The 22,363-nt window shown below is 67.5% G+C and carries 19 protein-coding genes; 17 read left to right on the plus strand and 2 right to left on the minus strand.

What is annotated here, in order from left to right; genetic code table 11:
• Positions 1-221 precede the first annotated feature (221 nt).
• The 13 genes from glnE to QKY98_RS19575 all read left to right on the plus strand — a co-directional run bounded on the left by glnE (position 222) and on the right by QKY98_RS19575 (position 16,156).
• Positions 222-3,182 carry a bifunctional [glutamate--ammonia ligase]-adenylyl-L-tyrosine phosphorylase/[glutamate--ammonia-ligase] adenylyltransferase gene (gene glnE / locus QKY98_RS19515; RefSeq protein WP_284671424.1) on the plus strand — a complete coding sequence of 987 codons (2,961 nt, stop codon included), beginning with the start codon at positions 222-224 and terminating at the stop codon, positions 3,180-3,182.
• Between the two features lie 113 nt (positions 3,183-3,295).
• Complete coding sequence (gene waaF, locus QKY98_RS19520; protein WP_284671425.1) at positions 3,296-4,330, plus strand: lipopolysaccharide heptosyltransferase II; 1,035 nt, start codon at positions 3,296-3,298, stop codon at positions 4,328-4,330.
• Positions 4,331-5,338: a lipopolysaccharide heptosyltransferase I gene (gene waaC, locus QKY98_RS19525; protein ID WP_074585025.1), complete on the plus strand. Its 1,008-nt coding sequence runs from the start codon at positions 4,331-4,333 to the stop codon at positions 5,336-5,338.
• Positions 5,335-6,453 carry a glycosyltransferase family 4 protein gene (locus QKY98_RS19530; RefSeq protein WP_150340668.1) on the plus strand — a complete coding sequence of 373 codons (1,119 nt, stop codon included), beginning with the start codon at positions 5,335-5,337 and terminating at the stop codon, positions 6,451-6,453. Before waaC ends, QKY98_RS19530 begins: the two co-directional genes overlap by 4 nt.
• On the plus strand, positions 6,450-7,256 hold the full coding sequence (rfaP, locus tag QKY98_RS19535) for a lipopolysaccharide core heptose(I) kinase RfaP (protein ID WP_108582549.1): 807 nt from the start codon (positions 6,450-6,452) through the stop codon (positions 7,254-7,256). The genes QKY98_RS19530 and rfaP overlap by 4 nt, the downstream gene beginning before the upstream one ends.
• On the plus strand, positions 7,256-7,987 hold the full coding sequence (locus tag QKY98_RS19540; RefSeq protein WP_027598552.1) for a lipopolysaccharide kinase InaA family protein: 732 nt from the start codon (positions 7,256-7,258) through the stop codon (positions 7,985-7,987). The genes rfaP and QKY98_RS19540 overlap by 1 nt, the downstream gene beginning before the upstream one ends.
• The gene (locus QKY98_RS19545) at positions 7,984-8,739 is read left to right on the plus strand and encodes a lipopolysaccharide kinase InaA family protein (protein ID WP_284671426.1); all 756 of its coding nucleotides are present in this window, start codon (positions 7,984-7,986) and stop codon (positions 8,737-8,739) included. Before QKY98_RS19540 ends, QKY98_RS19545 begins: the two co-directional genes overlap by 4 nt.
• A complete protein-coding gene (locus QKY98_RS19550) occupies positions 8,736-10,157 on the plus strand; it encodes a lipopolysaccharide kinase InaA family protein (RefSeq protein WP_278388945.1) in 1,422 nt (473 codons plus the stop codon). Before QKY98_RS19545 ends, QKY98_RS19550 begins: the two co-directional genes overlap by 4 nt.
• Positions 10,158-10,343: 186 nt before the next feature.
• Positions 10,344-12,086 carry a carbamoyltransferase family protein gene (locus tag QKY98_RS19555; protein ID WP_027603040.1) on the plus strand — a complete coding sequence of 581 codons (1,743 nt, stop codon included), beginning with the start codon at positions 10,344-10,346 and terminating at the stop codon, positions 12,084-12,086.
• Positions 12,083-13,216, plus strand: coding sequence for a glycosyltransferase (locus QKY98_RS19560; protein WP_284671427.1), 1,134 nt, complete (start codon positions 12,083-12,085; stop codon positions 13,214-13,216). The genes QKY98_RS19555 and QKY98_RS19560 overlap by 4 nt, the downstream gene beginning before the upstream one ends.
• The gene (locus tag QKY98_RS19565) at positions 13,213-14,172 is read left to right on the plus strand and encodes a glycosyltransferase family protein (RefSeq protein ID WP_284671428.1); all 960 of its coding nucleotides are present in this window, start codon (positions 13,213-13,215) and stop codon (positions 14,170-14,172) included. Before QKY98_RS19560 ends, QKY98_RS19565 begins: the two co-directional genes overlap by 4 nt.
• 50 nt (positions 14,173-14,222) lie before the next feature.
• On the plus strand, positions 14,223-14,984 hold the full coding sequence (locus QKY98_RS19570) for a glycosyltransferase family 2 protein (protein WP_284671429.1): 762 nt from the start codon (positions 14,223-14,225) through the stop codon (positions 14,982-14,984).
• Positions 14,985-14,989: 5 nt separating this feature from the next.
• Positions 14,990-16,156, plus strand: a complete 1,167-nt coding sequence (locus QKY98_RS19575) for an O-antigen ligase family protein (protein WP_077170950.1) — start codon at positions 14,990-14,992, stop codon at positions 16,154-16,156.
• 160 nt (positions 16,157-16,316) lie between these two features.
• Here QKY98_RS19575 and QKY98_RS19580 read toward each other — a convergent pair whose 3' ends face one another.
• Positions 16,317-16,958 carry a lipopolysaccharide kinase InaA family protein gene (locus QKY98_RS19580; RefSeq protein ID WP_077170949.1) on the minus strand — a complete coding sequence of 214 codons (642 nt, stop codon included), beginning with the start codon at positions 16,956-16,958 and terminating at the stop codon, positions 16,317-16,319.
• A gap of 117 nt (positions 16,959-17,075) precedes the next feature.
• Between QKY98_RS19580 and QKY98_RS19585 the strand changes: the two genes are divergently transcribed.
• Together QKY98_RS19585 and QKY98_RS19590 are read left to right on the plus strand one after the other, a co-directional pair.
• On the plus strand, positions 17,076-18,125 hold the full coding sequence (locus QKY98_RS19585; RefSeq protein WP_284671430.1) for a hypothetical protein: 1,050 nt from the start codon (positions 17,076-17,078) through the stop codon (positions 18,123-18,125).
• Between the two features lie 22 nt (positions 18,126-18,147).
• On the plus strand, positions 18,148-18,987 hold the full coding sequence (locus tag QKY98_RS19590) for a glycosyltransferase family protein (RefSeq protein ID WP_284671431.1): 840 nt from the start codon (positions 18,148-18,150) through the stop codon (positions 18,985-18,987).
• On the opposite strand, the gene QKY98_RS19595 is transcribed toward QKY98_RS19590, so the two are convergent.
• Positions 18,962-19,558 carry a serine acetyltransferase gene (locus tag QKY98_RS19595; RefSeq protein ID WP_108582555.1) on the minus strand — a complete coding sequence of 199 codons (597 nt, stop codon included), beginning with the start codon at positions 19,556-19,558 and terminating at the stop codon, positions 18,962-18,964. The genes QKY98_RS19590 and QKY98_RS19595 overlap by 26 nt on opposite strands.
• Positions 19,559-19,661: 103 nt before the next feature.
• On the opposite strand from QKY98_RS19595, the gene msbA reads away from it, so the two are divergent.
• Positions 19,662-21,473 (plus strand): lipid A export permease/ATP-binding protein MsbA, encoded by a 1,812-nt coding sequence (gene msbA / locus QKY98_RS19600; RefSeq protein ID WP_042136879.1) that lies wholly within the window; start codon positions 19,662-19,664, stop codon positions 21,471-21,473.
• The gene (locus QKY98_RS19605; RefSeq protein WP_115946789.1) at positions 21,467-22,363 is read left to right on the plus strand and encodes a GNAT family N-acetyltransferase; all 897 of its coding nucleotides are present in this window, start codon (positions 21,467-21,469) and stop codon (positions 22,361-22,363) included. The genes msbA and QKY98_RS19605 overlap by 7 nt, the downstream gene beginning before the upstream one ends.

The raw sequence follows: 22,363 nt of genomic DNA on the forward strand, positions 1-22,363 counted from the left end.
GCGTGTAGTTTTACTACAAATTCAAATCCGTTTCAGCTCCGAGCTGTAATGCGATAAAAAACAATTCGACGTTTGTCGAACGCGCTGCTCAAGGGCTCGCGAACTCCGAACCGCGGACGTGAAAACGGTTCCCGCTCGGACCAGGTGGTCCGTCGGAATGTCCCTGGCAGGGGGTTCGCGGCAGGGTGGCGGGATTCGACCGTCCCTGCGCAGGACTGCCCATGATACCCCTCCTTCGTCCCGATCTGCCTCCGACTCTCGTCGCATGTGCCGAGCTCGCCGACCGGCGTCTGGCCGATGCCCTTGCCACGCTGCCCGCGGCGGCGGCCCGCCAGGCGAACTGGTCCGCGGCGCAACGCGCCGACTGGCGACGGGTGGCTGCCCTCAGTGACTTCGTCGTCGAGCAATTCTGCCGGTTGCCCGAGCCTTGCCTGGCGCTGGTCGACAGCGGCGACCTTGCGCTGTCGCTGGCGCCGGGGGCCATGGCGCAGCGCCTGCGCGACGCCCTGGCCGACTGCCCGGACGAAGCCGAACTGGGACGGCGGCTGCGGCGCTTCCGCATGCTGCAGCAGGTGCGCATCGTCTGGCGCGACCTGACCCGCCGCGCCGATCTGGTGGAGACCTGTCGCGACCTCAGCGACCTGGCCGATGCCTGCATCGACCAGGCCTGCGCCTGGCTGTACGCCCAGCAGTGCAGCCAGTTCGGCGTGCCGACCGGACGCCACAGCGGCCAGCCGCAGCAGCTGGTGGTGCTGGGCATGGGCAAGCTGGGCGCGGGCGAGTTGAACCTGTCGTCCGATATCGACCTGATCTTCGCCTATGGCGAAGCCGGGGAGACCCGCGGCGCGCGACGTGAACAGGACAACCAGGAATTCTTCACCCGCCTCGGGCAGCGCCTGATCAAGGCGCTGGACGCCGTCACCGTGGACGGCTTCGTCTTTCGCGTCGACATGCGCCTGCGGCCCTATGGCAGCGCCGGTGCCCTGGTGCTGAGCTTTGCCGCCATGGAGCTCTATTATCAGGACCAGGGGCGCGACTGGGAACGCTACGCCATGATCAAGGCGCGGGTGGTCGGTGGCGACCAGGCCAGCGGCGCCGAACTGCTGACCCTGCTGCGGCCCTTCGTCTATCGGCGCTATCTGGATTTCTCCGCCATCGAAGCCCTGCGCAGCATGAAGCAGCTGATCCGCCAGGAGGTGCGCCGGCGCGGCATGACCGACAACGTCAAGCTGGGCGCGGGTGGCATCCGCGAAGTGGAATTCATCGCGCAGGCCTATCAGCTGATCCACGGCGGACGCGATCCGGCGCTGCAGCAGCGACCGCTGCTCAGGGTGCTGACCAGTCTGCGCGAGCGCGACTATCTGCCGGCCGCGGCCGAAGCCGAGTTGCGCGAGGGCTATTGCTTCCTGCGCTATGTGGAGCACGGGCTGCAGGCCATCGCCGACCAGCAGACCCAGACCCTGCCGGTGGATCCCCAGGGCCGGGCGCGGGTGGCCTTTCTCATGGGCCATGCCGACTGGGATGAATTCAGCGCCGCGCTCGACGCCTGGCGCAGCCGCATCGACTGGCACTTCCAGCAGACCATCGCCGATCCCGAGGAGGAGACCCAGAGCGCCGAACTGGAAGACAGCTGGCTGCCGCTGTGGGACGACCTGCTCGACCCCGAGGAGTCCCTGGCGCGACTGCGCGAGGCGGGCTTCCAGGCGCCGGAGCAGGCGCTGGAATTGCTGGCCAGCCTGCGCGCCAGTGGTCAGGTGCGCGCCATGCAGCGCGCCGGTCGCGAACGCCTGGATGCCTTCATGCCGCGGCTGCTGGATGCGGTCAGCGCCGACGAGCAACCCGATCGGGCGTTGGAGCGGGTGCTGCCGCTGGTGGAGGCGGTGGCGCGCCGCTCGGCCTACCTGGTCCTGCTCAGCGAGAATCCGCCGGCCCTGGCGCGGCTGCTGGAACTCTGCGGCGCCAGTGCCTGGGTGGCCGAGCAGATCGCCCGCTATCCGGCGCTGCTCGACGAATTGCTCAACGAGGGGCGGCTCTATCATCCGCCGCAGAAGCCGGAACTGGCCGCCGAGTTGCGCGAGCGCCTGATGCGCCTGCCCGAAGAGGACCTGGAGCAGCAGATGGACGTGCTGCGCCACTTCAAGCGCGCCCACAGCCTGCGGGTGGCGGCGGCGGAGATCGCCGGCAGCCTGCCGCTGATGAAGGTCAGCGACTATCTCACCTGGCTGGCCGAGGTGATCCTCGAAGAGGTGTTCGGCCTGGCCTGGCGTCAGCTGGTGCAGCGTCATGGCACGCCGCAGCGGCGCGATGGCTCGCCCTGCCAGCCGGATTTCGTCATCGTCGGCTATGGCAAGGTCGGGGGCATCGAACTCGGCCACGGCTCGGATCTCGACCTGGTGTTCATCCACGACGCCGATCCCCTGGCCGAGACCGATGGCGCCAAGCCCATGGATGGCGCCCAGTTCTTCAATCGCCTCGGTCAGCGGATCATCCATCTGCTCACCACCACCACCCCGGTGGGCACCCTCTACGAGGTGGACATGCGCCTGCGGCCGTCCGGCGCGGCGGGGCTGCTGGTGAGTTCGCTGGAGGCCTTCGAGCGCTACCAGCAGAGCGAGGCCTGGACCTGGGAACACCAGGCCCTGGTGCGGGCGCGGGTGGCGGCGGGTTGTCCGCGGCTTGGCGAGCGCTTCGACGCGGTGCGGGCGCGCATCCTCGGTCGGCAACGGGAGCTGGCGACCCTGCAGGCCGACGTGGCCGGCATGCGCGACAAGATGCTCGACAACCTCGGCACCGCGCTGACCGCCGGCGGACTGGGGCCGAACGCACGCCGGCCGGAGCAGCTGTTCGACCTCAAGCAGGATGCCGGCGGTATCGTCGATATCGAATTTATGGTCCAATATGCCGTTCTGGCCTGGTCGTGGCAGCATCCCGAATTGCTGCGTTTTCCCGACAACATCCGCATCCTGGAATCCCTCGAAGCGGCTGGTCTGGTACCGGCCACGGACGCCATTGCCCTGCGCGAAGCCTACAAGGCCTACCGCGCCGCGCTGCACCGCCTGGTGCTGCAGAAGCAGCCGGGCAAGGTGCCGGCCGACGGCTTTCTCGCCGAGCGCGACGAAGTACGCCGTATCTGGCACGGCCTGGGGCTGGACACGCCGTCCGGCAATCCGGCCACCTTTTAGGCCGTCATCAGTAAGGAGAGGCAAGATGTCGATGTCCGTGCGCGAGCTTTCGATCAGGCCGGGCCTGAGGGAGTGGGAGTCGGCCACCCGCTAGGTGCCGATCGCCTTCCAGCATGAATATTCTGATCATCGGACCCAGTTGGGTCGGCGACATGGTGATGGCGCAGACCCTCTTCGTCTGCCTCAAGCGCCAGCACCCCGACTGTCAGATCGACGTACTCGCCCCCGAGTGGAGTTGCCCGCTGCTCGAGCGCATGCCCGAGGTGCGCGAAGCCCTGAGCTTTCCCCTCGGCCATGGCGCCTTCGAGTTGGCCACCCGCCGGCGCATCGGCCAGCAGCTGCGCGGTCGCTATGACCAGGCGATCCTCCTGCCCAACTCGCTGAAGTCGGCGCTGGTACCCTATTTCGCCGGCATCCCGAAGCGCACCGGTTGGCGCGGCGAGATGAGATTCGGCCTGCTCAACGACATCCGCACCCTGGACAAGGCCCGCTATCCGCTGATGATCGAGCGCTTCATGGCGCTGGCCCATGCGCCCGGTGCCGAGTTGCCCAAACCCTATCCCGAACCGCGCCTGGCCATCGACCCGGCCAGCCGCGACGCCGCCCTGGAACGCTTCGGCCTGAGTCTGGACCGGCCGGTGCTGGCGCTCTGTCCGGGCGCCGAGTTCGGCGAGGCCAAGCGCTGGCCGGCCGAGCACTATGCCGCCGTGGCCGATGCCCGGCTGCGCCAGGGCTGGCAGGTCTGGCTGTTCGGCTCGCAGAAGGATGCCCCGGGCGGTGAAGAGATCCGCGAATGGGTCACTCCCGGCTTCGAAGAAGATGTCTGCAACCTCGCCGGGCGCACCTCCCTGGCCGAGGCCATCGACCTGCTCTCCTGTGCGAGCGCCGTGGTCAGCAACGATTCCGGGCTGATGCACGTGGCCGCCGCCCTGGATCGCCCGCTGGTGGCCGTCTATGGCTCCACCTCGCCGGGCTTCACGCCGCCGCTGGCCAGTCAGGTCGAGGTGGTGCGCCTGGGGCTGGAGTGCAGTCCCTGCTTCGACCGCACCTGTCGCTTCGGTCACTACGACTGCCTGCGCCTCTTGCAGCCGAGTCTGGTGCAGGACGCTCTCGGCCGTCTGGTCGCCGATCCGGTCGAGGTGGGTTAGATGCGCGTGCTGCTGGTCAAGACCTCGTCGCTCGGCGATGTCATCCATACCCTGCCGGCGCTGACCGATGCGGCCCGGGCCATCCCCGGCATCTGCTTCGACTGGGTGGTGGAGGAGGGCTTCGCCGAGATCCCCGCCTGGCACCCGGCGGTGAGCCAGGTGATCCCGGTGGCCCTGCGGCGCTGGCGCAAGCAGCCCTTTTCCGCCTGGGCCAGTGGCGAATGGGGCGAATTCAAGAGCCGGGTGCGCGAGCAGCGCTATGACCGGGTGATCGATGCCCAGGGCCTGCTCAAGAGCGCCTGGCTGACCCGCTATGCCGAGGCGCCGGTAGCCGGTCTCGACCGCACTTCCGCGCGCGAGCCCCTGGCCAGCCGCTTCTATGACGAACGCTATCACGTGGCCAAGGGGCAGCATGCCCTGGAGCGGATCCGCCAGCTGTTCGCCCAGGCGCTGGACTATCCGCTGCCGGCCGGCGTGGGTGACTACGGCCTGGATCGGCAACGCCTGGCCGGGCCCAACGAGACGCCCTATGTGGTGTTCCTGCATGGCACCACCTGGGTCAGCAAGCACTGGCCCGAGGCCCACTGGCGCGAACTGGCCGAACGCATGAGCCGGCTGGACTGGCCGGTGCGGCTGCTGTGGGGCAACGAGGCGGAGCACGCCCGGGCCGAACGCATCGCCGACGGCCTGGATGGCGTCCAGGTGCTGCCGCGCCTGAATCTCGCCGGGGTGGCCAAGGTGCTGGCCGGCGCCCGAGCCTGCGTGGCGGTGGATACCGGTCTTGGCCACCTGGCGGCCGCCCTGGACGTGCCCACCGTTTCGCTCTATGGCCCGACCAGTCCGAAGAAGGTCGGCGCCTATGGCCGCTCCCAGGTGCACCTGAGCGCCGTGGGCCTGGATGGCACCGACGAGCCGCGCGATCAGCCGGCCGCGAGTCTGGCCGCCCTGACCCCGGAGCGGGTCGAACTGGAACTGGAAACCCTGCTGTTGGAAGACCTCCCCGCATGACCCTGGCTTTCGTGCTCTACAAGTACTTTCCCTTTGGCGGCCTGCAGCGGGACTTCCTGCGCATCGCCCAGGAGTGCCAGCGCCGCGGCCATGCCATTCGCGTCTACACCCTGATCTGGGAAGGCCCGGTACCGGAGGGCTTCGATGTGCGGGTGGCCCGGGTCAGCGCCCTGTTCAATCACCGACGCAACGAGAAATTCCACGCCTGGCTGCAGGCCGACCTCGCCCGCGATCCGGTCGACCGGGTGATCGGCTTCAACAAGATGCCGGGGCTGGACGTCTATTACGCCGCCGATCCCTGTTTCGAGGACAAGGCCCAGACCCTGCGCAACCCGCTCTATCGCCAGTGGGGTCGCTATCGCCACTTCGCCGAATACGAGCGGGCGGTGTTCGCGCCCGAGTCCTCCACCGAGATCCTGATGATCTCCGAGGTGCAGCAGCCGCTGTTCGTCAAGCACTACGGCACGCCGGCGCCGCGCTTCCATCTCTTGCCGCCGGGCATCGCCGCCGACCGCCGCGCGCCGACCAATGCCGCCGAGATCCGCGCCGACTTCCGCCGCGAATTCGGGCTGGAGGAGGGCGAGCTGCTGCTGGTGCAGATCGGTTCCGGCTTCAAGACCAAGGGCCTGGATCGCAGTCTGCGCGCCCTGGCATCGCTGCCCAGGGAATTGCGCAAGCGCACCCGGCTGTTCGCCATCGGCCAGGACGATCCCAAGCCCTTCCTGCTGCAGGCCAAGGCCCTGGGCGTGAGCGATCGCGTCCAGATCCTCAAGGGGCGTAGCGACATCCCGCGCTTCCTGCTCGGCGCCGATCTGCTGATCCACCCGGCCTATAACGAGAACACCGGCACCGTGCTCCTGGAGGCGCTGGTCGCCGGACTGCCGGTGCTGGTCACCGACGTCTGCGGCTATGCCCACTACATCGACGAGGCCCGCGCCGGCGAGGTGGTGCCGTCGCCCTTCGCCCAGGAGACCCTGGACCGGATGCTGGCCGAATTGCTGGCCGATCCCGAGCGCCGCGCGGTGCAGGGTCGCAACGGCCTGGCCTTCGCCGACAGCGCCGATCTCTATTCGCTGCCCGAGCGCGCCGCCGATGTCATCCTGGGGGTGGCATGACCCTGGAATTGCGTGAGCCCTTCGCCAGCCTCTGGGCCGGCCAGGATCCCTTCGTCGCCGTGGAGGCCCTGCAGGGCCAGGTCTATCGCGAACTGGACGGCCGCCGCACCCTGCGCACCGAGGTGGCCGGGCGCGGCTACTTCGTCAAGATCCACCGCGGCATCGGCTGGGGCGAGATCGCCAAGAATCTGCTGCAGGCCAAGCAGCCGGTGCTGGGTGCGCGCCAGGAATGGCAGGCCATCGAGCGGCTGCACCAGGTCGGCGTGCCGACCATGACCGCCGTGGCCTTTGGCGAGCGCGGCGTCAATCCGGCGACCCAGCACTCCTTCATCATCACCGAGGAGCTGGCGCCCACTGTCAGTCTCGAAGACTTCAGTCTCGACTGGGTCCGCCAGCCGCCCGAGCCGGCGCTCAAGCGGGCGCTGATCGCCGAGGTGGCGCGCATGACCGGCGCCATGCACCGGGCCGGCGTCAATCATCGCGACTGCTACATCTGCCATTTCCTGCTCGACACCGCCCAGCCGGTCACCGTGGCCACTCTGCGACTCTGGCTGATCGACCTGCACCGCGCCCAGTGCCGCGCCCAGGTGCCCCGGCGCTGGCGCGACAAGGACCTGGCCGGACTGTATTTCTCCGCCCTGGGCATCGGCCTGACGCGGCGCGACTTCCTGCGCTTCCTGCGCGGCTACTTCCAGCGCCCGCTGCGCGAGATCCTGCGCGACGAGGCCCCGCTGCTGGCGCGGCTGGAACGCAAGGCCGCCGCCTTGCTGGAGCGCAAGGAACGCTACGGGGACCGGCTCTGATGGCTGACTGGCGCATCGATTCCAGCGTCGCCCACCTGCCCGAATTCGCGACCCTGGACGCGGTGTTCGCCCTGACCGGCGAACGCCTGACCAGCGATCCGCTGTCGGAAGTGGTGCGCATCGAGCGCGACGGCATCCGGTACTACGTCAAGCGCTACCACGGCGCTGGCAAGGGACTGCGGCGCTATGTCGGGCGGCCGCGGGTCAAGGCCGAGTGGCAGAATCTCAAGCGCTTCGCCAAGTGGGGCATCGCCACCGCGCCGGTGGTGGCCTGGGGGATGGAGCGTTCGCCGCGGGGGTTCACCCGCGGCGCCATGATCACCCGCGAGATTCCCGACACCCTGGATCTCGCCGAACTGGCCCGGCGCGAGGATCCACGCCTGCGCGACCGGGTCTGGGTCGACAACGTCAGCCGCCAGCTGGCCGCGGCCACCCGCACCCTGCACGACCACCATTTCGTCCATAACGATCTCAAGTGGCGCAACCTGCTGGTGGATGGCCAGGGCGTGCTCTATTTCATCGATTGCCCGGCCGGCGCCTTCTGGGTCGGCCACTGGCTGCGCTGGCGCATCGTCAAGGACCTGGCCTGCCTGGACAAGGTGGCCAAGTACCAGCTGTCGCGCACCCAGCGCCTCAGGTTCTATCTGCAGTACCGCGGTCGCGCGCGCCTCAGCGACAACGACAAGGGGCGCATCCGCGAGGTGCTGGACTATTTCAAGGGGCGGGAATGAACGAGGTATGGGCGGCCGAGGATCGGGCCGTGCTGGCCGGCCAGGGTCTGGACAGCTTCGCGGCGCTGTGGGCGCTGGAGCTGCCCGCGGTGGATGAACCCAACCAGGGGCGCGGCGGCTTCAGCCAGGTATTTCGCCTGGACGTCGCCGGTCATGGCTACTACCTCAAGCGCCAGCGCGACTACCTGACCCGGACCCTGGCCCGCCCGCTGGGCGAGCCGACCTTTGCCCGCGAGAGTCGCAACATCCGCCACTACGCCGAGCTCGGCATCCCGGCGCTGGAGCTGGCGTACTACGGCGAGCGCCGCGACGACCAGGGCTGGCGCGCCATCCTGCTGACCCGGGCGCTGGATGACTGGCGCGATCTGGACAGCTGGCTGCGGGTCTGGCCGCACCTGTCGCCGGACGAGCGCCAGGCGGTGCTGGTCGCCGTCGGTGAACTGGCCCGGCAGCTGCACGGCGCCGGCCAGGTGCACGGCTGCTTCTATCCCAAGCATCTGTTCCTGCAGCGCCAGGGCGAAGGCCTGATCGCGCGGCTGATCGATCTGGAAAAGACCCGGCCGCTGCTGTTCGGCCGGCGCGATCGCCTGCGCGATCTCGAACCCCTGCTGCGCCGCGCGCCGCAATGGAGTGAACCGGACATCGCCCGCCTGCTGGCGAGCTATCTGGACCAGCCGCTGGACAGCGCCGCCGTGCGGGACTGGAGCCAGCGTCTGGCGGGGCGTCGCCGCCACAAGGAGCGCAAGGCATGACCCTGGAGCAATTGGCCAGGGCCGGCCGCGCGCCAGCCCTGCCGCTGCGCATCGAACTGCCCGGTGGCGAACTGGAAGTGCTGTCGCTGCTCAGGGTGCTGCCCGGTCAGCGCTATGTCGGCGAAGCCCGCTGGCAGGGCCGGCGGGTGCTGGCCAAGCTGCTGGTCGGCGAGCGCGCGAGCCGGCAATTCGCCCGCGAGCGCGAGGGCTGTCGCCTGCTCGCGGCCGCCGCGACGCCGACTCCCGCGCTGCTGGACAGCGGCGAGGCAGGCGGGCAGGGCGCCTGGCTGCTGTTCGACTTCATCGAGGCGGCGCCCAGCGTCGAGCAGCTCTGGCAGCAGGTGGCCGCCGAGCCACCCCTGTCGCCGGCGCAGAACGAATTGCTTGGCGCCGCCCTCGCCACCCTGGCGCGGCTGCATGCCCAGGGCCTCTGGCAAGCCGATCTGCACCTGGACAACCTGCTGGTCAAGGACGGCGCCGCCCTGGTCATAGATGCGGCGGACATCCAGGCCGAGAGCGTCGGCCAGCCGCTGTCCCAGGCGCGGGTGCAGGAGAATCTGGCGGTGTTCTTCGCCCAGTTGCCGGCCGCCCTGGATGCCCAGCTGGAAGAACTGCTGATCCACTACCTGCTGGTCAATGCCGAGCACGCCCTGCGCCTCGACGCCCTGCTGGCGCGCACCGCCGAGATCCGCCGCTGGCGCCTGGCCGACTACCTGAAGAAGAGCGGTCGGGAGTGCACCCTGTTCGCCGTCACCCGCAGCGCCTTCGGCCTGATCGCCGTGCGCCGTACCTGGCTGAGTCGTCTGGAAGGCCTGCTGGCCGATCCCGATGCCGCCCTGGCCGGCCTGCCGACCTTCAAGGACGGCGGCGCCGCCACCGTGGCCCGGCTGCAATGGCAGGGCCAGGACCTGGTGCTCAAGAGATACAACATCAAGGGCTTCGGCCACTGGCTGACGCGCTTCTGGCGACCGAGCCGGGCCTGGCACAGCTGGCGCGAAGGCCATCGCCTGCTGTTCCTCGGCATTCCCACCCCCGAGCCCCTGGCCGTGCGCGAGCGGCGCTTCCTCGGCCTGCGCGGTCGCGCCTACCTGGTGACGCCCTTCGTCGACGGGCCCAATCTGCTGGAGCGTTTCGCCCCCTATGTGGATTCCGCCCCGCCCGCGGCCGAGCTGGACGCCCTGCTGGCGCTGGTCGAGGCCCTGCGCCGCGAGCGCCTCGGTCATGGCGACTTCAAGGGCACCAACCTGATCTGGCACGACGGCCGCTGGCTGGTGATCGACCTCGACGCCCTGCAGGCCCACGGCAGCGACAGCGCCTATGCTAGTGCCTATGCCCGCGACCGTGCCCGCTTGCTGCGCAACTGGCCGACCGACAGCGCCCTGCACCGGTTGCTCGACGAGCGCCTGCCGCCGGCTTGAGCGAAGCGCCGCCATCTGTACCGGGGCTGAATCGCCGTGCGCTAAGCCCCGGTCCGGCGTGCGGCCATTACCCGTGGCCTGCCTGAACGGCTATAATTCGCCGTTTTTGAGGCGAGGCGGGCCTGCAGCGGCCTCGCGAAACCCCGGCGAACTCCCCTGGCTTCGCCCTGTACAGAGGCTTTACCTGTGTCCCTGACCGTCCTTGGCCTGTCCGGCGCCCTCAGCCACGATCCCTCCGCCGCGCTCTATATCGACGGCAAGCTGATCGCCGCGGTGGAAGAAGAACGCTTCGTACGCGACAAGCATGCCAAGAATCGCATGCCCTACGAGTCGGCCAAGTTCTGCCTGGAACAGGCCGGGATCACCCCCGCCGACGTCGACGTGGTGGCCATTCCCTATGCGCCCATCAGCCTCTTCGGCGAAGCCCGCTGGCACTACGCCAAGCGCTATGCCTACGCGCCGGATCGCGCCCTGGACGCCATCCTGTTCGGCAATCGCCGCTATCACCGCTACCAGAAGCGCATCGAGTGGTGCCTGGTGCAGCTCGGCTTCGACCTCAAGAAGGTCAAGCTGGAAGCCGTCGAGCACCACCTGGCCCACGCCTCCAGTGCCTATCACTGCTCGGGCTTCAGCGAAAAGACCGCGATCCTCGGCATCGACGGCAAGGGCGAGTACGCCACCACCTTCTTCGGCTACGGCGAGAACGGCAAGATCCACAAGATCAAGGAGTTCTACGACCCGGACTCCCTGGGTGGCCTCTATGGCGCCCTCACCGAATTCCTCGGCTTCGAGATGCTCGACGGCGAATTCAAGGTCATGGGCATGGCGCCCTATGGCGATGCCAGCAAGTACGATTTCTCGCGCCTGGCGAAATTCGAGAACGGCGAGCTGATCATCAACACCGACTACGCCAACGTCATCGGTTTCCGCCGCTACAAGGAAAAGGGCAAGGGCTACTACTTCTCGCCCAAGCTGATCGAGTGGCTTGGGCCCAAGCGCGAAGGCGATATCGCCGACGATCCCTACATCCACTATGCCGCCAGCATGCAGGCGCTGTTCGAGAAGCTGGCGCTGGAGATGATGGACTACTACCTGGGCGACATCATCCGCCAGACCGGCAAGATTGCCTTTGCCGGCGGCTGCGCGCTCAACGTCAAGCTCAACCAGAAGATCATCGCCCGTCCCGAGGTCAAGGAGCTGTTCGTCCAGCCGGCTTCGGGCGATGCCGGCACCGCCGTCGGCGCCGCCGCCTACGTCTCCCATGCCCGCGGCGTGCCGGTGGAGAAGATGGAGCACGTCTATCTCGGCCCCGGCTACAGCAACGAAGACGTCATCGCCGCCTGCGCCCGCCATCCCAACGCACCCAAGTGGGAGCGGATCGACGACATGCCCCAGCGCATCGCCGAGATCATGGTGGCCGGCAATCCGGTGGCCTGGTTCCAGGGTCGCCTGGAATTCGGTCCGCGCGCCCTGGGCGGTCGCTCCATCATCGGCTGCCCCAGCGTGCCGGGCGTGGCCGATCGCATCAACGCCCAGATCAAGTTCCGCGAGCGCTGGCGGCCGTTCTGCCCGTCCATGCTCGACACCGTGGCGCCGCAGATGCTCAAGGTCGACCATCCCTCGCCCTTCATGACCTTTACCTTCGAGGTCAACGAAGAGTGGAAGAGCCGGGTACCCGAGGTGGTCCACGAAGACGGCACCTCCCGCGCCCAGGTGCTGGAGCGCCGGCACAATCCGCGCTGGTACGACCTCATGGTCGAGCTGGAAAAGCTCACCGGCAACGGCGTCTCCCTCAACACCTCGCTCAACCGCCGCGGTGAACCCATGGTCTGCTCGCCCACCGACGCCCTGAACATGTTCTTCGGCTCGGATCTGCAGTACCTGATCATGGAAGACATCCTGGTGGTCAAGGAGGGGGCTGGCGTATGACGCGTTCCGCCGAACCGCGGGTGCTGCAGTTCTGTCACGGCTACGACGGTCCCTTCCTCGACTGCGCCCGCCAGACCGCCAGCCTCTTCGCGGGCAGCGGCTATCGCGTCACCACGGTCTTTCTCACCGGCACCGCCGACGCCGAGGTGGCGGCCGGCTGCGGCAGCGACGAGGTGCTGTTCCTGGAATATTCCTCCCGGGACGTGCGCGGACTCAAGCTCGGCGCCATCCAGGCGCTGCGCGAGATCGTCTGCTCGCGAGGCATCCGCTTCGTCATCGCCCACCGCTTCAAGCCGATCTGGATCGCCTGCCTCGCCACCAATCTGCCGGTGATCGGCGTGCACCATGCCTTTGGCGACTACGACCGGTTCGGCCGGCGGCTGTTCGCCAAGCTGATGAGCAAGCGCCTGACCCTGCTGGGCGTCTCCGACGCGGTGCGCGACGAATTGCGCCTGCGCCTCAAGGACTGGCCGGCCGAGCGCATCGAGACCCTCTACAACCGCCTGGACGTCGAGGCGGTGGAGCGCGAACTCCTGCCGGCCGACCAGGCCCGCGCCGAGCTCAAGCTGCCCCATGACGCCTGGATCGTCGGCAACGTCGGTCGCCTGCATCCGGACAAGGACCAGGCCACGCTGCTGCGCGGCTTCGCCGCCGCCCTGCCGAATCTGCCGGCCAACGCCCTGCTGGCGATTCTCGGCAAGGGTCGCCTGGAAGAAGACCTCAAGGACCTGGCCCGTGAACTGGCCATCGCCGACCGGGTGCTGTTCCTTGGCCAGGTGGAAGGCGCCCGGCGCTATTTCAAGGCCTTCGACGTCTTCGCCCTGAGTTCCGATCACGAGCCCTTCGGCATGGTCCTGCTGGAAGCCATGGCCGCCGGCGTGCCCCTGATCGCCACCTCCTGCGGCGGCGCCCGGGAGATCGTCGAAGGCGTGGGCTTTCTCTTTCCCCTGGGCGACGCCGAGGCCCTGGGCCAGGGGCTGCAGCATCTAGGTCGCCTGGCGCCGAGCCAGAGACGTGCCTGCGTACAGCACATGCGCGAGCGCCTGGCCGAACGCTTCTCCGACGAGGCCGTGCGCCGCGACTTCTGGCGTCTGCCGATGGTTGCCGCCTTCAAGGCCCCGGCGCCGTGAAAGTCCTGTTCCTGGTCCAGAAGGAGCAACGCATCCTGCTGGACCACTTCTATGCCAGCATCGCCGCCCATTGCGACTGCGACCTGCGCTGGCTGAGCGACGAGGAACAGGCCGATCTGCGCGGCTATTTCCGCCGCGCCGTGCCCCAGCCCGAGCAATACGACCGCATCCTGCTGTTTCTGCGATTCAAGAAGCAGCTCAAGCAGATCCCCTTCATCCGCAGCCTGCCCAATCTGGTGGAGCTGGAACACGACGCCTACCAGAATTTCATCCCCTGCAAGTACACCGGCAAATTCAGCCGCTACTACCGGGCCATGCCCCACGTCCGGGTGCTGGTCTCCGGCGCCGGGGTGGCGCGGCGGCTGCAGGAGGAGGGGATCGACGCCCACTTCGTACCCAAGGGCTACGACGACAGTCGCCTGCGCGACCTGGGTGTCGAGCGCGACATCGAACTGGGCTTCGTCGGCAGCCTGGGCAGCGTGGCCTACAGCGGCCGCAAGCAGCTGCTGGAAGATCTGGCCAGGGTCGAGCCGCTGCTGATCACCAAGACCCGCTCGGGCGACGAATACCTGCAGACCCTCAACCGCATCCGCTTCTTTGTCGGCGCCGATGTCGGCATGGGCGAATACATGATCAAGAACTTCGAGGCCATGGCCTGCGGCTGCGTGCTCTTCACCTATGACCAGGGCGAAGAAGAGAACCGGGCGCTGGGCTTCGAGGATGGCGTCAACGTGGTGCTCTATCGCTCGCTGGAGGAATTGCGCGAGAAACTCGCCCGGCTGCGAAGCGATCCGGCGCACGCCGCGGCCATCGCCAGGGCGGGAGAGGCCCTGGCGCGTCACTCTTTCGCCTTCGGCCACTTGGGTGAGCGCATCGTTTCGGCTATAACCCCAGCGCTGCGACCGGCCGTCGCACCGGGGTTCCTCCGCCGCCTGCTGGGCTGGCTGGGACGCTGATGCGCCGCGCAAGGTCCGGCTTTCGACTCAACTGGCAGAAAGGGTAGAACGTGCAGTTTTCCGCCGACAGCGACATCTCTGTGGTCGTCACCAGCTGCGGGCGCTTCGACCTGCTGCGGCAGACGCTGGCGACCTTCGACGAATTCAACACCGCGCCCATCCGCCGGGTCTTCATCACCGAGGACTCCGGCGAAGAGGCGGTACGCGACTGCATCCCGGAGCACTGGCGCGAGCACACCGAGTTCATCGTCAACAACCCCAAGCTCGGCCAGATGCGCAGCGTCGACGCCGCCTATGCCCGGGTCGAGACAAGCTGGATCTTTCACTGCGAAGACGACTGGGCCTTCTATCGCCCGGGCTTCATCGAGGATTCCCAGGCGCTGCTGGAGGCCGATCCCCAGGCGCTGCAGGTCTGGCTGCGCAGTCATGCCCATGACCTGGCGATCCACAGCCCCTACGTCTATCTCAAGCCGCGCCAGGTGCATGCCGGCATCGCCTTTCATGAGGTCGGCTCGCACAAGCCCGAATGGCAGGGCTTTTCCTTCAATCCCGGTCTGCGCCGGCGCGCCGACTACCTGCTGCACGCGCCCTATGGCGACCTGAGCGGCGAGAAGGAACTGTCCCGGCGCTATGCCGACGCCCAGCGCCACGCGCTGATCCTGGAAAACGATGCCGTGCTGCACACCGGCTTCGGCCAGCACGTGGTCAGCGACAAAGACCGCAACGACAAGCGGAAGCGCCGGCGGATGGAACGCATCAAACTGGCACTGGCCTTCCTGGTCGGTGCACTCCTGGGAGCCCTGTTGTGGTGACACCCTTGCTTGATCGTCTGCAGCAAAGCCGTTACTTCACCCTGGCGGTGCTGGTGTTCATGGCCGCCTACCTGTGCATCCCCACGGCGAAGTGGATCAACAGCTACTACTATGCGGCCATCGCCCTGCCGGCACTGATCCTCTTCGTCCTGCGCCCGCGGCTGATCGACTGGCGCTCGCCGCTGCTGCTGCTCTGGCTGGTGTTTCTCGCCTGGTTCATCGTGCCAGGGGTGCGGGCCGAGGAGGGGCAGTTCTTCAAGCACATCCTCTATGTGCTGCTGTTCGTGCTGAGCGTGGCCTGCCTGGTGGATGGCGACTTCTTTCGCCGGCCCGGCTTCGTACGCCTGGCCTTCTGGGTGGTCTGCGCCTATGCCGTGGGCTCCAGCCTGGTGTTCTGGCTCACCGGTCACTATGCGGTCGGCCAGCGGATCATCCACCTGCCGGGACGCATCTCCAATCCCATCTATGTGAGCATCTGGATGGTCTGCCTGGGCGGCCTGGCGGCGCCCACCTGGATCCGCGAGCGGCGCTGGATCGAGTTGCTGGCGGCGGTGGTGGTCACCATCGTCGGCATCTCCTTCGCCCTGCAGACCCGCACCGGCCTGGTCGGCATCGGCTTCCTGGCCGCCCTCGGCGTGCTCTTCGCCTTTCCGCGCTTTCCGCTGCGTACCCTGGCGCTGGTGGTCCTGGTCGGTGCCCTGATCGCCGGGGTGGTCCAGGTGGTGCACACCGAAGCCTGGTTCGTCGCCTTCTGGGGACGGGCGGATTCCGGACGCATCGAGCTGTTCCACTTCATGATCAAGGATTGGGAGGCTTGCGGCTGGTGGCTCGGTTGCGGTCTTGGCTATCAGAGTCACGATCTGCTGCATGGCACCGAGGCCATTCAGCACCCGCACAATATCTTCGTGTCCTTTGGCATCTACACCGGCCTGGTATCGCTGCTGATCTTTGGCGTGCTGATGCTGGCCAGCCTGGGCGCGGCCCTGCGCCAGCGCGATCCCTGGGGACTCTATCTGGCCGTGGCCCTGCTGATGCTCAATTTCGATGGCGCCAAGCTGATCGGCAATCCGGACGAGTTGTGGCCGCTGGTGCTGTTGCCCGCGGCGATGATCGCCGGGGCCGAGGTGCAGCGCCGGCGCAAGCTGGCGCTGGGACAGGCGGTGCCGGTCTAGTGTGGTGTTTCAGAAGTTCGCGCAAGAATCGGCGAGTGATTTTTTTGGTATGGGCTAGGCGCCGCGACGAGTCATAGCAGGGCTATGGCGAAGAGCGGCAACGCCGCCAAGGCCAAAAAAGCGCCGCCGAAATTGTGCAGATAATTTCTGAAACACCGCACTAGTCCTGGAGTTGCCGGTCGAGCTCGCGCCAGTCCAGGGGCTGGCGGCAGGCTTCGGCATAGGCCCGGAGGAAGGGTTCGCGACCGGGTTCGAACACCCAGTCGCGATCCTCGGTATAGCGCAGCAGGTGGTGGAAGTTGCGCACCCGCAGGCGCAGCGGCAGACGCCGCGCATGGCAGCGCAGGTCGGCGATATCGATCAGCCCCAGTTCGCCTTTCGGCGTCAGCACCACGTTGCCCAGGTGCAGCGAACGGAAATAGACACCACTGTCATGCAATTCGGCGATGAAGCGACCCAGCGCCGGCCGCAGGGTCGCGGCCTCGCTCGAGGCGCGCAGTTGACGCAGGGTGGCGCCCGGCAGCGGACTGTAGTGCACCAGGTCGCGCTGCAGCGAGGCGGCGCGATAGACCTCCAGAACCTGCGGGCAGGGGATGCCGCGCTCGGCCAGTTGGCGGGCGTTGTCGGCAAAACGCTGGGCGTAGGGAAACAGTGCCGCCGAGGTCAACAGCCGCTTGCGGCGAAACAGCTTGAGATAGCTGCCATCGGTGAGGCGCAGGACCTTGTCGCCATGGTGGTCGGCTTCCACTACCTGGGCGGCGTCGCGCAGTTCGATATAGCGCGAATGTTCGAGAGGCTTCATGCAGGACCCGTCAACGTCAGGGCGTGCATGTTACCCGAAGGTGGCAGGCTGTGAAGTGACCCTTACGACCTATCCGGCCGCTTGTTGCTAGAATCAGATTTTTGCCGGCAGCTTTACATGCGTCCAACACGCCAACTCCTGTATTTCGTCTACGGCGGTGCTCAGGCCTATCGGCAGGAGCTGAAATTCAGCCTGCTCAGCGCCCTGCACTGGCGCCAGGGCCAGGACATCGCCCTCCGTATCCTGACCGATCGGCCGCAGGACTATCGCGGCTGGCCGGTGGAAGTACTGGCCATCGAGGGGGCGACGCTCAAGGCCTGGCAGGGGCAGCACGGCTATCTGCACCGCAGCAAGGCCTGCACCATCGCCTGGGCGCTGCCCGCCGCCGACAAGACCCTGTTCCTCGACAGCGATACCGTGGTCCAGACGCCGCTGGCCGCGCTGTTCGACGGCATCGATGAGCAGCGCGGGCTGATGGACATCGAGGAGTGGCCGTGGCGCAAGGCCCGTACCCGCCCGGAATTCGCCCGTTTCGCTGCCGCCCTGGCCGCGCGTGGCCAGGAGCCGTCGGAAGAGACCCGGCTCTATAACAGCGGCGTCTGCGGTCTGGCACGCAGCCATCTGCCGCGGGTCGAACGGGCCATCGCCCTGATCGATGACTGGCATGGCCACGACGAGGAGGTCCATACCCTGGAGCAGATCGCCCTGTCGTTCAGCCTGGCGGATCTGACCATCAGCACGGCGCGCGGTCCCGTGCGTCACTACTACGCGGAAAAGCGCTTTCTGCGCTTCATGCTGGCGCACTTCTTCGAACGCTATGGCGAAGACTATTCCCCGGAGCTGCAGCGGCACTGGCAGGAGGTGCCGCTGACCAAGCCGCTGCCCGATGTCTGGACCCGCCTGCGGGTGAAGTGGCAACTGGCCGGACTGGACAAGCAGCGCGCGAGTCTGGGGCGCAAGCTGCTCTACGGCTGCCTGGCACCCCAGGACAGCTATGCCCGCGCCTGCCGCCACGTCTGGTGGGAGCGGGCGCTGAGCGAGCGCCTCGGCGGCGGTGATCGCCAGGCCTTCGCCGAAGGCATCTGGCCCAACGACCTGCCGCGTCCGCACCTGGCCGACGAAGCCAGCGCGGCCCTCGACTACCTGCGCAAGCGGGTGCGCGGCTAGGCCGCCATCCTCAGGAAAGCCCATGCGAACGCTCTTTCTCGTCGTCCTCTATGGCTTGCGCCCTGGGGAGTCGGCCACCCTCGACAGCCTGCTGGCCCAGCCCTCTGCCAGCCTGCCGGCCGACAGCGTCCTGCTGGTCTGGAACAACGGGCCCCAGCCCCTGGCTCAGGCGGATCGCCAGACGCTGCTCGCCGCGCCGGGCTGGACGGAGGTGCTCATCAGCGAGGACCTCGGCAATCCGCCGCTGAGCCGGGTCTACAACCAGGCCTTGCGACTGGGCGCCGAGCGCCTGGTGATCTTCGACCAGGACACCGTGGTGGACGCACGCTTTCTGCAGGCGCTCGGGCAGCAGGCCGAGTTGCTGGTGCCCCTGGTGCTGGGGGCGGGCGCCATCCGCTATCCCCATCAGTACAAGGCGGTGGTGACCGCGGAGGGCCCCCTGGATCCCCGGGCCACCGTGACCATCAGTTCGGGGCTGTGCCTGACGCAGGGCCTGGCCGCGCGTATCGCGGCCCGCCACGGCGATGTCTTCGACGAGCGCTTCGCCCTCTATGGCGTCGATGTCTCCTTTTTCCTGCGGGTGCAGGCGCTGGCGCGGGAAGAGCCGGTCGAACTGCTTTGCGCGGGCATCCTCGACCATTCGCTGTCCGAGCTGGAAGCCGAGACCCCGGCCCAGCGGCGCTTTCGCGACATCGAGAAATTCTATGTCGCCCTGCTGCTGCGCCTGCACTACAAGGGCGCCTCGCGCGGCAAGGTGCTGCGCTATCTGGGGCGACAGCTGCTGGGCAACCGGCTGTATCTGTATGGCGTCCTGCCGCAGATGCTGCGGACCGTCCTCAGCGGGCGGCATCCCCGGGCGTAGCGCCCGGCAGCGGGCGGATCACCGCCTCGTGGCGGCTGTAGTAGAGGCTGTCGGCGGGGATGTCGCGCATTACCAGGGCGCCGGCGCCGACCACCACGTTGTCGCCGATGGTCAGGTGGTCGCCGACGATGCAGACGTGGGCACCGAGGCTGACGTTGTCGCCGATGAAGATGCCGACCAGTTGTGCCGGATCGTCGCTCTTGATGCCGATGGTGGTGTGCTGGCGGATCATCACGTTGCGCCCGATCACCGCCAGATTCGACACGCAGATGCCCATGCGATGGGGCAGGCGCAACCCGGGGCCGATGCGCGCGCCCAGCAGGATCTCGATATTGTGCCGACGGATCAGCCGGCGATTGATGCGCTCGGCCAGCTTGCGATAGTTGAGCAGGCCGCGCGGGCGGCAGTAGAGAAATTGCGCCAGGCGATACCAGAACAGAAAGCTCGGACTCTCTCCGGCCGCTACGCGCCGGAACAGGCGCTTGAGGCGCAAGGGCTTGCCCGGCGCATCCAGCACCTCCAGGCGCCAGTAGTCCTTGAGTTCGGCATAGGTGGCGATCAGCGGTTGCATGTCAGGGTTCCGCAGCAGGGGAGGGCAAGCCTAGCGGAAAATCCCGCCGCTGGGTCGGCGGCGGGTGCGTGTTAACATGGCGCTTTTGCGTCACGACGAGACCATGAGCCAAGACTCCCCTGCGCAGACCTCCAGTCTGAAGATCTATTTCCGCCTGCTCGGCTACGTGCGGCCCTACATCGGCATGTTCGCCCTGAGTATCGTCGGCTTCCTGATTTTCGCCTCCACCCAGCCGATGCTGGCGGGCATCCTCAAGTACTTCGTCGATGGCCTGAACAACCCCAATGCCTCCATGTTTCCGGGCTGGCCCATCGTCGGTGGCCTGCACCTGGTGCAGGCGGTGCCGCTGATGATCATCCTGATCGCCGCCTGGCAGGGCGTCGGTTCCTTTCTCGGCAACTACTTCCTGGCGCGGGTCTCCCTCGGCCTGGTGCACGACCTGCGGGTGGCGCTGTTCAACCACATGCTGCGGCTGCCCAATCGCTACTTCGACGCCAACAACTCGGGTCATCTGATCTCGCGCATCACCTTCAACGTCACCATGGTGACCGGCGCCGCTACCGAGGCGATCAAGGTGGTGATCCGCGAAGGCATGACCGTGGTCTTCCTGTTCGCTTCCCTGCTGTGGATGAACTGGAAACTGACCCTGGTGATGGTGGCCATCCTGCCGCTGATCGCCCTGATGGTGACCAGCGCCAGTCGCAAGTTCCGCAAGCAGAGCAGCAAGATCCAGTCGGCCATGGGCGACGTCACCCACATCACCTCCGAAGCCATCCAGGGCTATCGGGTGGTGCGCAGCTTCGGTGGCGAGCGCTACGAGCAGCAGCGCTTCCTCGATTCCAGCACGGCCAACACCGACAAGCAGCTGACCATGACCAAGACCGGCGCGGTCTATACGCCCATGCTGCAGCTGGTCATCTACTCGGCCATGGCGGTGCTGATGTTCCTGGTGCTCTGGCTGCGCGGCGAAGCCTCCGCCGGTGACCTGGTGGCCTACATCACCATGGCCGGCCTCTTGCCCAAGCCGATCCGCCAGCTCTCCGAGGTCAGCTCCACCATCCAGCGCGGCGTGGCCGGCGCGGAAAGCATCTTCGAGCAACTCGACGAACCCGCCGAGCGCGACGAAGGCCGCGAAGAGCGCGAGCGCGTCCAGGGTCGCCTGGAGGTGCGCAACCTGACCTTCCGCTATCCGGGTACCGAGAAGGCCGTGCTGGAAGGCATCGACTTCGTCGCCGAACCCGGCCAGATGGTGGCCCTGGTGGGGCGCTCGGGCAGCGGCAAGTCGACCCTGGCCAATCTCATCCCGCGCTTCTACCAGCATGAAGAGGGCGAGATCCTCCTCGACGGCCTGGAGATCCAGGACTATCGCCTGACCAACCTGCGCCGGCACATCGCCCTGGTGACCCAGCACGTCACCTTGTTCAACGACAGCGTCACCAACAACATCGCCTATGGCGATCTGGCCGGGGCGCCCATGGAGCAGGTCAGGGCGGCGGCCGAGGCGGCCTATGCCGACGAATTCATCGAGCGTCTGCCGCAGAAATACGACACCCAGGTCGGCGAGAACGGCGTGCTGCTCTCCGGCGGCCAGCGCCAGCGCCTGGCCATCGCCCGGGCCCTGCTGAAGAACGCGCCGCTGCTGATCCTCGACGAAGCCACCTCGGCGCTGGACACCGAGTCCGAGCGTCACATCCAGGCCGCACTGGATCGCGTCATGCAGGGCCGTACCACCCTGGTGATCGCCCACCGCCTCTCCACCATCGAGAAGGCCGACCTGATCCTGGTGATGGACAATGGCCGTATCGTCGAGCGTGGCAGCCATGGCGAGCTCCTGGCGCTGAACGGCTACTATGCGCGGCTGCATGCCAAGCAGTTCGAGGAGGTCGCGCCGCCGGCGCCGACGATCGAATGCTGAACAGATTCCGCTTCTGGCGCGAGCGCGGCTGGACCACGATTTCCGCCGCCGACTACGCCGCTGCCTGGCAGCGTCATGGCGGCAGCGTCGCCACCCACCCCGAGGTCATCGCCCGCCTGGCCGAGCTGGCCGGCATCCCGGTGCGCTACCTGGGCTGGCCCGGCGCTGATGGCCTGCAGGCGGCGGTACCCTGCTGGGGGCGCGAGCTGGCGCTGTCGCGCGCGGTGCTGAAGAAGCGCCGCCAGCGTGCCCTGTTCGACCTGGGCAACGCCGAGATCATCCTGCCGGCCGCCCCTGGCGCGCTGGCGCCCCTGCGCCAGCGCGCCCGCTATCTGTCGCCGCTGTGCGACGAGCGTTTCGCCGGTCTGCGCCGGCAGAGCGAAGAGCTGGCCATGCTCCGCGAGCCGGAAGCCTGGTCGAAGAAATTCCGCTACAACCAGAGACGCGAGCAGCGGCTGTTCGAAGACGCCGGTGGCCGCGCGGTCCCCATGGCCGAGCTGGACAGCGCCGAGCAGGCACGGATCTATGCCGAGCTGTTCGAGGCGCGCTGGGGCTTCGAGGTACCGGGCAAGACCCGGCTGGCCGAGGTGTTCGCCCTGCTGCGGGAATTCATGACCGGTTCGCTGCTCATGCTCGGCGAGCGCCCGGTGGCGATCCAGGTGCTCTATCGGGTGGAAGCGCCCGACTGGATCAGCGTCGAGTACGTCAACGGCGGCGTCGATCCCGCGGCCAGCGACCTGAGTCCGGGCAGCGTCCTCACCTATCTGAACACCCAGGCCGCCTGGCAGGACGCCCGCGCCCTGGGCAAGACGTTGCGTTATTCCTTCGGCCGCGCCGATCGCGACTACAAGGACCGCTGGTGCCACCGCGTCACCGTCTTCGAGAGCTGA

Source organism: Pseudomonas sp. HR1 (assembly GCF_030175875.1).
GTDB lineage: Bacteria > Pseudomonadota > Gammaproteobacteria > Pseudomonadales > Pseudomonadaceae > Chryseomonas > Chryseomonas oryzihabitans.

What these genes read in the sequence shown, in the direction of transcription:
- QKY98_RS19550 (WP_278388945.1), top strand. Translation starts at nt 8,736, where the DNA reads ATGACCCTGGAGCAATTGGCCAGGGCCGGCCGCGCGCCAGCCCTGCCG.
- rfaP (WP_108582549.1), top strand. Translation starts at nt 6,450, where the DNA reads ATGACCCTGGAATTGCGTGAGCCCTTCGCCAGCCTCTGGGCCGGCCAG.
- msbA (WP_042136879.1), top strand. Translation starts at nt 19,662, where the DNA reads ATGAGCCAAGACTCCCCTGCGCAGACCTCCAGTCTGAAGATCTATTTC.
- glnE (WP_284671424.1), top strand. Translation starts at nt 222, where the DNA reads ATGATACCCCTCCTTCGTCCCGATCTGCCTCCGACTCTCGTCGCATGT.
- waaC (WP_074585025.1), top strand. Translation starts at nt 4,331, where the DNA reads ATGCGCGTGCTGCTGGTCAAGACCTCGTCGCTCGGCGATGTCATCCAT.
- QKY98_RS19605 (WP_115946789.1), top strand. Translation starts at nt 21,467, where the DNA reads ATGCTGAACAGATTCCGCTTCTGGCGCGAGCGCGGCTGGACCACGATT.
- QKY98_RS19580 (WP_077170949.1), bottom strand. Translation starts at nt 16,958, where the DNA reads ATGAAGCCTCTCGAACATTCGCGCTATATCGAACTGCGCGACGCCGCC.
- QKY98_RS19545 (WP_284671426.1), top strand. Translation starts at nt 7,984, where the DNA reads ATGAACGAGGTATGGGCGGCCGAGGATCGGGCCGTGCTGGCCGGCCAG.
- QKY98_RS19560 (WP_284671427.1), top strand. Translation starts at nt 12,083, where the DNA reads ATGACGCGTTCCGCCGAACCGCGGGTGCTGCAGTTCTGTCACGGCTAC.
- QKY98_RS19595 (WP_108582555.1), bottom strand. Translation starts at nt 19,558, where the DNA reads ATGCAACCGCTGATCGCCACCTATGCCGAACTCAAGGACTACTGGCGC.
- QKY98_RS19530 (WP_150340668.1), top strand. Translation starts at nt 5,335, where the DNA reads ATGACCCTGGCTTTCGTGCTCTACAAGTACTTTCCCTTTGGCGGCCTG.
- waaF (WP_284671425.1), top strand. Translation starts at nt 3,296, where the DNA reads ATGAATATTCTGATCATCGGACCCAGTTGGGTCGGCGACATGGTGATG.
- QKY98_RS19540 (WP_027598552.1), top strand. Translation starts at nt 7,256, where the DNA reads ATGGCTGACTGGCGCATCGATTCCAGCGTCGCCCACCTGCCCGAATTC.
- QKY98_RS19590 (WP_284671431.1), top strand. Translation starts at nt 18,148, where the DNA reads ATGCGAACGCTCTTTCTCGTCGTCCTCTATGGCTTGCGCCCTGGGGAG.
- QKY98_RS19585 (WP_284671430.1), top strand. Translation starts at nt 17,076, where the DNA reads ATGCGTCCAACACGCCAACTCCTGTATTTCGTCTACGGCGGTGCTCAG.